This is a genomic window from Marinimicrobium koreense (genome assembly GCF_003762925.1).
GTDB classification, from domain to species: domain Bacteria; phylum Pseudomonadota; class Gammaproteobacteria; order Pseudomonadales; family Cellvibrionaceae; genus Marinimicrobium; species Marinimicrobium koreense.
Genome location: NZ_RJUK01000003.1, coordinates 218731 through 231889, shown reverse-complemented (window position 1 = coordinate 231889; position 13159 = coordinate 218731). Strand labels below are relative to the sequence as shown.

The 13159-nt window shown below is 59.5% G+C and carries 13 protein-coding genes; 9 read left to right on the top strand and 4 right to left on the bottom strand.

What is annotated here, in order from left to right:
* Window positions 1-2: 2 nt before the first annotated feature.
* Window positions 3-1184: a helix-turn-helix domain-containing protein gene (locus tag EDC38_RS15550; RefSeq protein WP_123639451.1), complete on the bottom strand. Its 1182-nt coding sequence runs from the start codon at window positions 1182-1184 to the stop codon at window positions 3-5.
* A 242-nt stretch (window positions 1185-1426) separates the two neighbouring features.
* Between EDC38_RS15550 and EDC38_RS15545 the strand changes: the two genes are divergently transcribed.
* Complete coding sequence (locus tag EDC38_RS15545; RefSeq protein ID WP_123639450.1) at window positions 1427-2551, top strand: glycoside hydrolase family 5 protein; 1125 nt, start codon at window positions 1427-1429, stop codon at window positions 2549-2551.
* Between the two features lie 362 nt (window positions 2552-2913).
* Window positions 2914-3468, top strand: a complete 555-nt coding sequence (locus EDC38_RS15540; RefSeq protein ID WP_123639449.1) for a peroxiredoxin — start codon at window positions 2914-2916, stop codon at window positions 3466-3468.
* On the opposite strand, the gene EDC38_RS15535 is transcribed toward EDC38_RS15540, so the two are convergent.
* Together EDC38_RS15535 and EDC38_RS15530 are read right to left on the bottom strand one after the other, a co-directional pair.
* Window positions 3458-4108 (bottom strand): hypothetical protein, encoded by a 651-nt coding sequence (locus EDC38_RS15535; protein ID WP_123639448.1) that lies wholly within the window; start codon window positions 4106-4108, stop codon window positions 3458-3460. The two genes, EDC38_RS15540 and EDC38_RS15535, sit on opposite strands and share 11 nt — an antisense overlap.
* A 263-nt stretch (window positions 4109-4371) precedes the next feature.
* Window positions 4372-5700, bottom strand: coding sequence for an MATE family efflux transporter (locus EDC38_RS15530; protein ID WP_123639447.1), 1329 nt, complete (start codon window positions 5698-5700; stop codon window positions 4372-4374).
* A 376-nt stretch (window positions 5701-6076) separates the two neighbouring features.
* On the opposite strand from EDC38_RS15530, the gene coxB reads away from it, so the two are divergent.
* From coxB to EDC38_RS15510, 4 genes are read left to right on the top strand one after another with little or no spacing between them, the layout of a single operon-like run.
* Complete coding sequence (gene coxB / locus EDC38_RS15525; protein ID WP_123639446.1) at window positions 6077-7222, top strand: cytochrome c oxidase subunit II; 1146 nt, start codon at window positions 6077-6079, stop codon at window positions 7220-7222.
* A gap of 11 nt (window positions 7223-7233) precedes the next feature.
* The gene (gene ctaD / locus EDC38_RS15520; RefSeq protein WP_123639445.1) at window positions 7234-8784 is read left to right on the top strand and encodes a cytochrome c oxidase subunit I; all 1551 of its coding nucleotides are present in this window, start codon (window positions 7234-7236) and stop codon (window positions 8782-8784) included.
* 24 nt (window positions 8785-8808) lie between these two features.
* Window positions 8809-9384, top strand: a complete 576-nt coding sequence (locus tag EDC38_RS15515; protein WP_123639444.1) for a cytochrome c oxidase assembly protein — start codon at window positions 8809-8811, stop codon at window positions 9382-9384.
* 22 nt (window positions 9385-9406) lie between these two features.
* Window positions 9407-10327, top strand: a complete 921-nt coding sequence (locus EDC38_RS15510; protein WP_123639443.1) for a cytochrome c oxidase subunit 3 — start codon at window positions 9407-9409, stop codon at window positions 10325-10327.
* 21 nt (window positions 10328-10348) lie between these two features.
* On the opposite strand, the gene EDC38_RS15505 is transcribed toward EDC38_RS15510, so the two are convergent.
* Window positions 10349-10573: a DUF2909 domain-containing protein gene (locus EDC38_RS15505; protein WP_123639442.1), complete on the bottom strand. Its 225-nt coding sequence runs from the start codon at window positions 10571-10573 to the stop codon at window positions 10349-10351.
* Between the two features lie 96 nt (window positions 10574-10669).
* Between EDC38_RS15505 and EDC38_RS15500 the strand changes: the two genes are divergently transcribed.
* Genes EDC38_RS15500 through EDC38_RS15490 form a run of 3 tightly spaced genes read left to right on the top strand, consistent with a single transcriptional unit; the run spans window position 10670 to window position 13141 of the window.
* Window positions 10670-11458, top strand: coding sequence for an SURF1 family protein (locus EDC38_RS15500; protein WP_123639441.1), 789 nt, complete (start codon window positions 10670-10672; stop codon window positions 11456-11458).
* Window positions 11451-12083: a hypothetical protein gene (locus tag EDC38_RS15495; protein WP_123639440.1), complete on the top strand. Its 633-nt coding sequence runs from the start codon at window positions 11451-11453 to the stop codon at window positions 12081-12083. The genes EDC38_RS15500 and EDC38_RS15495 overlap by 8 nt, the downstream gene beginning before the upstream one ends.
* Before the next feature lie 20 nt (window positions 12084-12103).
* Window positions 12104-13141: a COX15/CtaA family protein gene (locus EDC38_RS15490; RefSeq protein WP_342769076.1), complete on the top strand. Its 1038-nt coding sequence runs from the start codon at window positions 12104-12106 to the stop codon at window positions 13139-13141.
* The last annotated feature ends 18 nt before the right edge of the window (window positions 13142-13159 follow it).

The window sequence follows — 13159 nt, the reverse complement described above, 5'->3', positions numbered from 1 at the left end:
CGTCAGCCCGCTTCAAGCGAACGCTTTCGATACTGGGAGGGGGTTTGTCCAACATGCTTTTTGAAGATGGCGTTGAAGGTCGATTTGCTGGTGAAGCCTGCGTCCGCCATGATTTCCAGAATGGTGCGAGCGCCGTGGTCGGGGTCGATCAACAGCTGTTTGGCGCGCTCCACCCGGTAGCCGTTGATAAATTCAAAGAAGTTTTTCCCGAAGTGCTGGTTGAGTATGCGCGACAGGGTGCGCTCAGGCAGGGACAACTGCCGCGCGAGTGATTCCAGTGATACCGTGCTATCCAGATACGGACGGCGCTCCGTCATCAGGGCTTCCACCCGCCGGACCTGCTCGGGCTTGTAGGGCTCGGCGTCGGTGCCTGGCGCGCGCTCGGGCAGGCCGCTGAACAGATGGGTGTAGCGAATGCTGATAAACACCAGCGAGTTCACGAACACAAAGTTGAGGTAGTTGCTCGCCACGCCGGTCAGGTTGGCCAGGTGGGCGGGCATGTATTCCGCCGTGAGGTGCACCCCAAGTTGCCAGGAGGCAATCAGCACGAAGCCCAGAATAATCCAGGCCAGCCAGCGCCGTTCGCTGACCTCGACATTGGCGTAGCGCTCCTGGAGCTGGCGGCGATAGTGCCACAGCAACAGCAGGCAGTAGCCGCCGTAGCCGATGACGCTCAGGTGCCAGAGGGTGACGGTGTGGCTCATCAGCGAAGACCAGATGAAATCCAGCTCGCGCATCAGCGCGACCTGCTCGGCGGCGGGGCGCCAGTGATACTGGCTGAGCATCATCAGGGTGGCCAGTACCGCCGGTAGCAGGTGCAGCCCGTGGTACCAGCGAAAGCGGGTCTGTCGGTACAGCACGGACAACACATAGGCATAGAGCAGAGGCCCGATGAGCCAGTAGCTGAAACTGCCCAATAGCAGCAGGTTCGGGTTCCATTCCAGAATGAGCTGTCGCAGCGGGTCACTCCAGATCAGCAGGGTATCCAGGTAGCGGACCGCGCTGGCCAGCAGAAGACCGATCAGCAAATAGGTGCTGCGTATAGCGGGGCGGCGGGTGAAGAACAGCAATGCGGCCAGCAACAGATACTGACTGGCGGACATCAGCAGTACCAGGTCGTGAATGTTGAAGAGCAGTGCGTCGTGGGTCAGGTTTTTCAAAGGCCCGTCTACCGCCTCTGTCATAAAGTGATTCTTTGCAGCCCAAAAGTAGTGGGACTTCCGCAGAGGTGCGAAGTCCCGCCCACCGGTATTCGGACGTGCGGTTTTGTGTTTCCGCCGTAAGTCGGGCGCGTGACTGTCTGTCCGATGATACCGTCATGGACAGGTCGGGACTGTAACCAGTTGCCGACGGCTCCACAAGCGCCGGGCCGGTTTTTGAGTCTGTCCCCGGCGCCTCAGCATCCACCCAATAATAAGGTCATACCATGTCAACGAATGTTTCGATCATTGTCCGCGCCTGCCTGATCAGCAGCCTGTTCAGTCTGGTGGCCTGCGGGAGCTCCGGCTCCACGCCCGAGCTTCCGAGCTCCAGCAGCGAAGCGAGTTCCAGCAGCAGCTCGGAAACGTCCTCCAGCGCCAGCGCACCGGCCATGACCGCGCCCGATGACCCTCTGGAGCCTCACGCGACGGTGGCGGAGATGGGTATCGGTATTAACCTGGGTAACACGCTGGACGCTTACCCCAATGAGGGCGACTGGGCGCTGCCCGCTCAGGAGCGGTATCTGGAGGATTTCAACGAGGCCGGCTTCCAGCATGTCCGTATCCCCGCCACCTGGGATGATCACACCGCTGAATCCGCGCCCTATACCGTCGACAGTGGGCGTATGAATCGCGCTGAAGAAGTGGTGGACTGGGCGCTGGACCAGGGCTTCTACGTCATTCTCAATGCGCACCATGAGCGCTGGATCTGGGAGGGTGAAGGCCTGACCGAGGAAAAGCGGGCGCGCTTCCAGGCCATCTGGACTCAGATCGCGGAAAGCTTCAGTGGCAAATCCCACCGGCTGATATTCGAAATTCTGAACGAGCCCATTGGCTTGAGCGCCGAACAGACCAATGAGTTGAAAGCGGACATCCTGCCCATCATCCGGGCGCAGAATCCGACCCGTCTGGTGATCATTTCGGGGCACAACTACAGTGGTGTTCACACCCTGAGTGATATCAACCTGCCGGAAGATGACTACCTGATTGCCAACTTCCACTCCTACGACCCCTGGGCTTTTGCCGGCCAATGCACGCGCCGGTGGGGCAGTGAGGCGGATCGAGCGGAGCTGGCCCAGATCTACGCCACCGCCGCCGCATGGCGTGAGCAGAGCGGCGTGCCGGTGATGCTCAATGAGTTTGGGGCAGCAAAGTTCGACTTCCAGAACCCGGAGAACGTCTGTGAGCTGGAAGACCGGCTGGCGTATATCGGTCACCATGTGAATTTGGCGATCGAAAACGGCATCCCGGCCACTTTCTGGGACGACGGCGGCTCCTTCTCCACCTACGATCGTGAGGCCGGAACCTGGGGGCCGGAGAAGGATGTGCTGGTTGCCCCCAACAATCCCTGAGCATTACGGTTCCAGCCCCCGGCTCTATCCGACCGGGGAGCAGCCGGTGTCCGGCGCCATTCTGGTGCAGTATTTGGAGTTGCACGGGCGCGTGCTTCATTTAGGTGCCCACGATAATATTCTTTCGCGTCAGCTAGCGGTTGCCATGAACCTGGGACTACACTTTATAGAAGGGACTCGCGCGGTTGGGAGTGGCTGGCATGGGAATTGCCCATCGGAATAGTGTAGATGGGCTTTTGCGGTGCGGTGGCCGAGTGGTTTCAGCGGCGAAAGAAGTCCTGCAAGAGACACAAGAGACAACCCCGATTCACCGGTGAGGGGATGCACGATGCAGGCCCTCCCGATTGACAGGACAACAGCGAATGGCCAAAAACTTGTATATGCTGCCCGAGGGCTTACCGGAGCCTCAGGACGATGGCGCCTGCGATCATCTGCAGGGCATGGCAGTTCCCAGTCTGGCGCTCCCGAGCACCGGGAAGGAAACGGTAGACCTCAGTGCAATCAGCGGCACCGCCGTGGTGTTCTTTTACCCCATGACCGGCAAGCCGGAACAGCCACCCATGAGAGGTTGGAACAAAATTCCCGGGGCACGAGGGTGCACCACCCAGTGTTGCGCGTTCCGGGATCGGTATCCGGAGTTCCAACAAATGGGGGTGGAAGTGTACGGGGTGAGCGCCCAGCCCCTCGAGGATCAGCGCGAAACCGTCGCGCGCTTGCGCCTGCCGTACCCCCTGCTCAATGACAGCGAGCTCAAGCTTGCTCAGGCACTGGAGCTCCCCACCTTCGATTACGATCAGTCCCGTTACATCAAACGGTTGACGCTTTTGATCGAGGGGGGCGTGATCCGGCAGGTGTACTACCCGGTGTTTCCGCCCCACCTCAATCCCACGGATATTCTCACTAAGCTCAGGCGTTGAGACGCAGGCCGATATCCAGGTTGGCCGCCAAGCAGGGCCAGCGACGCAGCTCCTCGGACCAACCCCGGTCCCGGTGCTGCGCAATATAGGCGTTGAAGTTATCGCCCTCGAACGGGTACTCGTTGAGCAGTAGTTCGGCGGAGAAGAGTACCGCCTGATCCAGCTCGTTGGCGAAAGGTTCCCCGATCAGTTCATGAGCAATGACGTTGGCGCGGGTGGTATCCATGGGCGCCAGTGGAATGCCGCAATAGCCGATGAAACGGTCGTTGACCTCTTCAAGCAGGCGGTGGGCCAAGTAGGCTTCGTCCAGCAATGCCACCAGATGACTGCGGCCTCTGACCAGATCCGGGGGGGACAGAAAATAATCGCAGGCGATATTGAGCAGTGGCGCCACCCGATCATTGACCCCCGCCTCCCGAGTGAGGGCATCAATGGCCCCGATAAACGCGGGCACATGCTCCACGTAGCGCACCACGAAATCATGAAGTGCGGCCTCGGCCTGAAGGGGTGGTAACTGAATCGCCACGTGCAATCGATCCGCCCGACGTTGAATGATCCGGCTCAGTTGCCCTGTCTCCAGGTCCTGTTGTTTCGCGGCCTGAATCAGGGCGCGAATGTCGTCGAGTGGTCGCAGACACATGACCTTGGCATGAACCTCCCGGCCCGTGATGGTAAATGCTCGATGAGTGTGGCGGTGGCGGTATGCACCGCGGTCGGCGTCCAGCCAGGGTCAGTCGGGTGTCGACTCGGCCGGTAATGCGTCGGCGGGGGATACCCGCAGAGCGAACAGTCGCACGGCGTGTGCTCACCCTTAAACTTAATTCAAAACCCGGTAAATACAAGGCGGTTTTAAGAGTGATTGCTTATAACCGTTGGCGAAAAACGTATGGAACGTTACTTGGGTCAGGCCGGTAGCAGCCAGCGACGGCGACGATTCAGGTAGTAATACACCGCACCCAGGGAAATCCCCCGGGCGCCGTTAAAGGCCAGAAACGCCAGCCAGAGGCCGTGATTGCCCAGTGGCTGCAGCCACCACCATAGCGGCAGAAACACCAGCAGCGCCGACCCGACGACGGAGTACTGCATGATAGCGGTCCGGCCGCTGCCCAGGTAAACCCCGTCCAATTGATAACCCCAGACGCCCACCAGAGGAACCAGGCAAATCCAGAGGTAGTGCGCCCGGACCTGTTCGAGGACCGGCTCCAGGCTGGTGAACAACCCGGGCCACCAGGGCGCGCCGGCGATAAAAACCAGACTGATCAGCGCCGCGCAGGCCAGGGCCCAGAGGGTAGTCAGCCGCACCGTCTGGCGCAGAGCGTCAGCCTGACGGGCGCCCAGCGCTCGACCCGCCAGCGCCTCGGCGGCGTGAGCGAAGCCGTCCAGTGCGTAGGAGGTCAGCATCAGGAACTGCAGCAGAACCGCATTGGCCGCCAGTATCTGGTCGCCCAGTCGGGCCCCCTGGGCGGCAAAAAAGGCAAAGACCAACAGCAGACACAAGGTGCGGACAAACAGGTGGCGATTGACCTGCAGCAGTGCCCGGTAGGCGTGCCACTGGCGCAGATGGAGCCGATCAAGCTGTCCGGGAAGCCGAATCAGGTGGTGCCTGAGCAGGCCCAGACCGACCAACAGCCCACCATACTCGGCCAGCACACTGGCCCAGGCGGCACCGTCGCTCTTCATCCCCAGCCCCAGAATCAACAGGGCGTCGAGCAGGATATTGAGCAGGTTGGTGGTCAGCAGAATCATCAGCGGGCGTCGGGTATCCTGACGGCCAATAAACCAGCCGATCAGGGCGAAGTTCATCAGGCTGGCCGGGGCGCCCCACAGGCGGATCTCGCCGTAACTCTGGGCCAGCGCGGCCACCTCCGGGCTGGCTCCCATCCAGCCCAGCGCCGTGGGGATCAGCCAGGGGCCGAGGGCGATGATCAGCAGTGCCAGGCCCAGGGCGAGTATCAGACTCTGGGCGAGCACCAGGCGGATGGCGTCATGGTCTTCCGCGCCGGTCGCCCGAGCGGCCACGCTGGTGGTGCCCATGCGCAGAAATCCGAAGGACCAGAACAAGAGTGTCAGAACGCTCGCCCCCAGGCTCACGGCACCGAGATAAACCGGGCTGCCCAGGTGGCCGAGAATGGCGGTATCCACGGCGCCGAGCAATGGAATGGACAGGTTGCTCAGCATCATCGGCCAAGCGAGTTGCCAGATCTGTCGGTGGTTGGGGCGGGTATCGGTCATGGCGGCAGTATCAACTTGGAGGTACCCGTTAAGGCCCGGGCGGAGCGGGAGTGTAACGCCTGTCTACGCAACAATAAATAAACGCTAAGGGTATAAAAGCATTGACTTTTTTTTGTCGCTATGGCCTCCTTGTTGTCGGTGGTTGCGACAATTAGCCGCAGTGCACTGGCCGTACCCCGCCACGCGAACCCGTTGGTTATTCAGCCGACATTGACTCTTACCCCTGATTGCCGATGAATGACGGCAAGTGAGGGAGTGTCGTATCGTGTGTCGGTTGATCCCGGGCCGCGGGGCGACGCGTCGCAACGGTGGGGCATTGAAAGAGCCCCGGTAGTTTCACAATAAACATAAGCTAGCTACACGGAGAATTTGGGCGATGTTTAAACGAGCGCATAGGCGGTCTGCCTGGCTGCTTGCCCCTGCCGTGCTGATGACCAGTTATCAGACCCTGGCAGACGAGGTTGAGCGTTGGAAGTTTAATATGACCGAGGGGGTAACGCCGGTCAGTCGCGAGATCCAGGGTCTCCATATGGAGATGTTCTGGTGGTGCGTGGCGATTGGTGTAGTGGTCTTCGGGATCATGTTCTACAGCATGATCATGCACCGCAAATCCCGCAACGTAAAACCGGCCAACTTTCACGAACACGTCGGCCTGGAGATTCTCTGGACGGCCATTCCGCTGGTGATTCTGGTCATCATGGCCATTCCTGCCACCAGTAGTCTGATCAAACTTTACGATTCCACAGAAGCGGAAGTCGATGTCCTGATCACCGGCTATCAGTGGCGCTGGAAGTATGATTACGTCGAAGACGATGTCAGCTTTTTCAGTAACCTGAGCACCCCGCGGGACGAAATCGACGGCTTTGCCCCTAAAAACCCCAACTATCTGCTCGAAGTGGATGAGCCTCTGGTGTTGCCTGTGGGTCAGAAAGTCCGCTTCCTGATTACCGCCTCGGACGTGATTCACGCCTGGTGGGTGCCGGATCTCGGAGTGAAGAAAGACGCTATTCCCGGCTTCATCAATGAATCCTGGGCGCTGATTGAAGAGCCCGGTATCTACCGCGGTCAGTGCGCCGAATTGTGCGGCAAGGACCACGGCTTTATGCCGATTGTGGTCGAGGCGCTGCCGGAAGAAGAGTACAACCAGTGGCTCGCGGACAAGAAGGCCGAGGCCGAAGAGCTGGCCAAACTGACCGAGCAGACCTTCAGCTTTGATGAACTGTATGCCCGGGGTGAAGACGTCTACGGTCGCTGGTGTGCCGCCTGTCACCAGGCCGACGGCTCGGGTGTGCCGGGAGTCTTCCCATCCCTCAAAGAGGGAAGCTTGGCGGTGGGTGCGATTGAAGATCATATCGATGTGATCGTCAATGGCGTTCCGGGTACCGCGATGCAGGCGTTCGGCGAACAGCTCAGCGAAGTGGACATCGCCGCGGTGGTGACCTACGAGCGCAACGCCTGGGGCAACAACATGGGCGACGAAGCCCAGCCCATTGATATCTATAACCATAAACAGGGCAACTAGGAGGTATCGCAATGGCTCACGGCCCCGCAAAAGGTATTACTCGCTGGTTGTATACCACCAACCACAAAGACATTGGTGCAATGTACCTGTGGTTCAGCTTTGCCATGTTCTTCCTGGGCGGCCTGTTCGCCCTGGTGATTCGTGCCGAGCTGTTCCAGCCCGGTCTGCAGATTGTCGAACCCAACTTCTTTAACCAGATGACCACCATGCACGGCCTTGTGATGGTCTTTGGTGCGGTCATGCCGGCCTTTGTCGGCCTGGCCAACTGGTTGATTCCGGTCATGATCGGTGCCCCCGATATGGCGCTGCCGCGGATGAACAACTGGAGTTTCTGGATTCTGCCGTTCGCGTTTCTGATGTTGGTGTCCACACTGTTTATGCAGGGCGGTGCCCCCAACTTCGGCTGGACCTTTTACGCGCCGCTGTCCACCACCTACGCGCCGCCGTCGGTGACCTTCTTCATCTTTGCCGTCCACATCATGGGTGCCAGTTCCATCATGGGGGCGATCAACATCATTGCCACCATCATGAATATGCGCGCCCCCGGCATGACCATGATGAAGATGCCGCTGTTTGTCTGGACCTGGCTGATCACCGCCTTCCTGCTGATTGCGGTCATGCCTGTATTGGCTGGCGTGGTGACCATGATGCTGATGGACATCCACTTCGGCACCAGCTTCTTCAACGCCGCCGGTGGCGGCGACCCGGTACTGTTCCAGCATGTGTTCTGGTTCTTCGGGCACCCCGAGGTGTACATCATGATTCTGCCGGCGTTCGGCATTATCAGTGCGATCATCCCCACCTTCGCGCGCAAACCGTTGTTCGGTTACTCCTCCATGGTGTACGCCACCGCGTCGATCGCCTTCCTGAGCTTCATCGTCTGGGCGCACCACATGTTTACCGTGGGCATGCCCATCGCCGGTGAGCTGTTCTTCATGTACGCGACCATGCTGATCGCCGTGCCCACCGGGGTGAAGGTATTCAACTGGGTGGCCACCATGTTCCGCGGTGCCATGACGTTTGAAACACCGATGCTATTTGCGGTGGCCTTTGTGATTCTGTTTACCATTGGCGGCTTTTCCGGCCTGATGCTGGCCATTGCCCCGGCGGATTTCCAGTATCACGATACCTACTTCGTGGTCGCGCACTTCCACTACGTATTGGTGCCCGGCGCCATCTTCTCGATCACCGCTGGCGTCTACTATTGGCTGCCCAAATGGTGTGGCCGGATGTACAACGAAACCATGGGCAAGACCCACTTCTGGCTGGCGTTTATCGGCCTGAACCTGACCTTCTTCCCCATGCACTTCTCCGGCCTGGCGGGTATGCCCCGGCGGATTCCGGATTACCACATGATGTTTGCAGACTGGAACATGATCTCCTCCGTGGGCGCCTTCCTGTTCGGCGCAGCACAGGTACTGTTCCTGTACATCGTGGTATCCACCATTGTTCGGGGCAAGCCGGCTACCGCCAAAGTGTGGGATAACCCGGAAGGTCTGGAGTGGACGCTGCCCTCACCGGCGCCGTACCACACCTTCAGCACGCCGCCGGAAATCAAGTAAACGGCATCATCAAGGGGGCATGGTATGAAATGGCTTTTCCCCAATAATCCGATCGCCGCACTCAGCGCCAAGCTGGGTGTGACGGTGGTGGGCATGTTCGTCTTTGCCATCTGGATCATGCCGCCCCTGTACGATGCTTTCTGTGAAGTAACGGGCCTGAATGGTAAAACCGGTGGTCGCTATGAGGCGACCGACTCCGGTATCGATACCAGCCGGACCATCAAGGTCCAGTTTGTGTCCACCAACAATGAAGGTATGCCCTGGGAGTTCAAGCCCGCGGTGCGCACGGTGACGGTTCACCCCGGTGAGCAGAAGCGGATCGACTATCTGGCACGGAACCCGACCGACAAGACCATGGTCGGTCAGGCGATTCCCAGCCTGGTGCCCTTCAAGGCGACCAATTATTTCCACAAGACCGAGTGCTTCTGCTTCGAGCAGCAGCCCTTGGAGGCAGGGGCGTCGGCCGAGCTGCCGATGTTTTTTATTGTCGACCGGGACATCCCGAAGCACATCAACACCATCACCCTGTCCTATACCTTGTTTGATGTCACGGACCGGTTTGGTGATGACCACAATGACTTGGCTAGTTTGAAACAATAAAAACGAGCGCGGAGTAATCGATATGGCGACAAGTGAAGGAACTTATTACGTACCGGAACAGAGCCGGCTGCCCATCTGGGCCAGCTTTGCTCTGTTTCTGACGGTATTTGGTGCCGCGAACTGGATGAACGGCAATGCCACTGGCCCCTACCTGTTCCTGGCGGGCGGCCTGGTATTTGCGGTTGTGCTGTGGAACTGGTTCGGTTCGGTGATCAATGAAAATATGGCCGGGCTGAACAGTGCCCAACTCAAGCGCTCCTATGTGTGGGGGATGGGTTGGTTCATTTTCAGTGAAGTGATGTTCTTTGCCGCGTTCTTCGGGGCGCTGTTCTATGTGCGCAACCTGGCGCTGCCCTGGTTGAGCGGTGAAGGCAGTAATGCGGCGACCAACGAGTTTCTCTGGAATGGCTTCGAAGCCGCTTGGCCACTGATGACCACGCCGGACATGGCGGTCAATGGGGACGCGGCTTCAATGCGCGGGCCCGAGCAGAACATGAGCTATTCCGAGGCCGGTTCACTCTGGACCTGGCTGCCGTTCTGGAACACCGTACTGCTGTTGACCTCAAGCGTGACGGTACACTTCGCTCACAGCGCCATCAAAAACAATGCCCGCAAAGCGTTTAACTGGTGGCTCGGCGGCACCATCGTGCTGGCGATCGCCTTCCTGATTCTGCAGGTTGAAGAATATGTTCACGCCTACACCGCCATGGGGCTGACACTGGATTCCGGCATTTACGGCACCACCTTCTTCATGCTCACCGGCTTCCACGGCATGCACGTCTTCCTGGGGACTTTCATGCTGGCGGTCATGTGGTTCCGCTCGGTGCTTAAAGGTCATTTCAAACCGGATGATAACTTCGGTTTTGAGGCTGCCAGTTGGTATTGGCACTTTGTCGACGTGGTCTGGGTCGGTCTGTTCTTCACGGTCTATATCTTCGGTTGATGATATGCCCTGGCTCGCGTCTTAAAGACGCGAGTCCCAGGGAGCTGAGCTGGTCAGAATGCCGCTGTAGAAACCATAGAAAACACACAGCATCATCACACTGGCCAGCACGATACGAATGCCCAGGGCGTAGAGTGTCCGTTTGGATTCCGGGACCCCGGCGTCCTTGAGCAGAAAGCGAAGGCCGCTGGTGAGGCTGGCCAGAACGCCGACAAACAGCACCAGGATAATGATTTTAAGCCACATAAAAATGCCTGTTGTTGAGCGTGTTGAGTTGTAAATTGTATTAGAACGGCAGCTCCCTCCACTGAGCGTCGGTGAGAGCTCCCCGAGGTATCCAGTGTGAACTCCCAGCCAACGTCCGCCGCGCCACAGTGTAGCACTGCCTTCCACTGGAAAGTCACACTGCTGTGCCTGCTGACCTTTCCCGTCCTGATGGCGCTTGGCTTCTGGCAACTGGACCGCGCCGAGCAGAAGCGGGCCCGGGAAGCCGCCCTGGATGCGGTGCGCATCCAGCCGCCGGCGAGCCTGCCTGGCACCGAGCTGGCCGATCTCCAGGAACAGCGCCGGTTGTTGCTGCAGGGACAATACCTGACGGGACGCAACTGGCTACTGGATAATCGCCAGCGCGACGGCCAAGTGGGTTACGAAGTGATAACCCCGTTTGAGCTGAGCGATGGTCGAGTAGTGTTGGTTAATCGCGGCTGGGTGGCCGCCGGCGATGATCGCACCGATCGCCCCAATCCACTGGCGCCGAGTGGCGAGCACACGCTGTTCGCCCGCTGGCAGACGCCCAGTGAACATCCGTTACTCGACGGTCGCACAACGGATGCCGATTGGCCCAAGGTGATTGTTGCCATAGATACGGAGGCCATGGCCGGGGTTTTGGAGTCTCCGGTATTGGATCATTACGCCAGGCTGGATGACGGCAGCCCGGGTGCCCTGATCACAGAGTGGCAGAATTTGGAAGTGAGCGCCGCCAAACACCTCGGTTATGCGGTGCAGTGGTTTGCCATGGCGGCCGCCGTGGTAATCTGGTTGCTTGCGACCCTCATGGGCCTGCGCAAACGCAGGCGTACAACAACAGCGAACTCCGCAGAATGCGGTAGCGGGAGTAGCCCTAATGACTGATCAAGATCCTAACGAACGCCAACGCCGGTTCAAGCGTCGGGGCCAGATTACCGCCATTGGCTTAATGACGGTAGTGGCGCTGCCCATGCTGATTGCCTACGTGTTGTTCCAGACCGGTGTGGGTATCCCCGACGGGCAGGTCAATCAGGGCGAGCTTTTGGACCCACCCCAGCGGTTTACGCAATGGCAGCCCGAGACCCTGGCGGGCGAAGCCTGGACGCTGGATCCGGAGCAGAAACGCTGGCGCTACGTGATCCCGGTGGACGCAGAGTGCGGCGAGCGCTGCCAGACCAACCTTTACCTGACTCGCCAGGTGCACGTTCGTTTAGCGGATAAGGCCTATCGGGTCAAACGCATCATACTGCCGGTCGGCGGCGAGCCTTCGGACGCACTGCTGGAGCAGTGGCGGGAGGAGCATCCGGGCACCGAGGTGCTGCGCCCGGATATGGCCGCCATGATGGCATCACTGGCGGACACCAACCTGCCGGGTAACCCGGTGAGTGAAGGTCGGTACTTTCTGATGGACCAGGAAGGCTTTGTGATGATGGGCTATGGCCCCGATCACACCGGTAACCAATTACTGAAAGACATCAAGCGCTTGCTGCGCTACTCCTACGAAGATTGATGGTCCGAGGAGACTGAATCGTGGCGCCAATAAAAAATCAACAAAAACACGGCTATCGCTGGGCCCTGTTTGCCGCGGCTCTCTGCGCGGTGGTGGTGGTACTGGGGGCATTCACCCGGCTGGTGGATGCCGGCCTGGGCTGCCCGGACTGGCCGGGGTGTTATGGTCACCTGACCTGGCCGAGTTCGGACGAGCACGTGGCCAGGGCCGAAGCCCTGTTCCCTGAAGCGCCGGTCGAGCACGACAAAACCTGGCCGGAAATGGTGCACCGGTATTTTGCCGGTACCCTCGGGTTGGTGATTCTGGGGATCACCCTAGCCACCTGGCGCTTCGCCGCCCGGGCGCCGGCCATGAACTATCCGCGTTGGCACGCTACCGGCTTGTTGGCTCTGGTGATTCTTCAAGCGGCCTTTGGCATGTGGACGGTCACGCTCAAGCTATGGCCGCAGGTGGTGACCGCCCATCTGCTCGGTGGCTTTGCCACTTTCAGTCTGCTCTGGTTGCTGGCGCTGCGCCTGCAGGATCGCCCCTGGAGCCTGTCCGGCAACAGTCATCGACGATTGTTGGGGCTGCGCCCGCTGATCTGGCTGGCGCTGATTGTGGTGGTCATGCAGATTGCCCTGGGGGGCTGGACCAGCTCCAATTATGCGGCTCTGGCCTGTACTGATTTCCCCACCTGCCACGGCGAGTGGTGGCCCGATACTGACTTCCAGCGGGGCTTCAACTTCGCTCAGAGTGTCGGCCCCAACTACTTGGGCGGGCTGCTGGAAGGTGACGCCCGCACCGCGATTCATCTGACCCACCGCATCGGTGCCCTGGTGGTGACCCTGGTGCTGCTGGTGCTGTTGTATCGCCTGTGGCAGGTGCCACTGAGTCGCACGCGGCGTTTGGCCGGAGTGATTGGCCTGTTGCTGGTGGTGCAGATCACGCTGGGCATTACCAATGTGCTGGCGTCACTGCCGCTGTCGGTAGCGGTTGCCCACAACGGGGTCGGTGCGTTACTGTTGCTGAGCCTGGTGACTCTGGCCCACCGGAGTTATTCGGCGATACGAATCTAGGGGTATAAAAAGCAGGAA

Coding starts and splice junctions, on each gene's coding strand:
- EDC38_RS15550 (WP_123639451.1), bottom strand. CDS start 1,184: ATGACAGAGGCGGTAGACGGGCCTTTGAAAAACCTGACCCACGACGCA.
- EDC38_RS15545 (WP_123639450.1), top strand. CDS start 1,427: ATGTCAACGAATGTTTCGATCATTGTCCGCGCCTGCCTGATCAGCAGC.
- EDC38_RS15540 (WP_123639449.1), top strand. CDS start 2,914: ATGGCCAAAAACTTGTATATGCTGCCCGAGGGCTTACCGGAGCCTCAG.
- EDC38_RS15535 (WP_123639448.1), bottom strand. CDS start 4,108: ATGTGTCTGCGACCACTCGACGACATTCGCGCCCTGATTCAGGCCGCG.
- EDC38_RS15530 (WP_123639447.1), bottom strand. CDS start 5,700: ATGACCGATACCCGCCCCAACCACCGACAGATCTGGCAACTCGCTTGG.
- coxB (WP_123639446.1), top strand. CDS start 6,077: ATGTTTAAACGAGCGCATAGGCGGTCTGCCTGGCTGCTTGCCCCTGCC.
- ctaD (WP_123639445.1), top strand. CDS start 7,234: ATGGCTCACGGCCCCGCAAAAGGTATTACTCGCTGGTTGTATACCACC.
- EDC38_RS15515 (WP_123639444.1), top strand. CDS start 8,809: ATGAAATGGCTTTTCCCCAATAATCCGATCGCCGCACTCAGCGCCAAG.
- EDC38_RS15510 (WP_123639443.1), top strand. CDS start 9,407: ATGGCGACAAGTGAAGGAACTTATTACGTACCGGAACAGAGCCGGCTG.
- EDC38_RS15505 (WP_123639442.1), bottom strand. CDS start 10,573: ATGTGGCTTAAAATCATTATCCTGGTGCTGTTTGTCGGCGTTCTGGCC.
- EDC38_RS15495 (WP_123639440.1), top strand. CDS start 11,451: ATGACTGATCAAGATCCTAACGAACGCCAACGCCGGTTCAAGCGTCGG.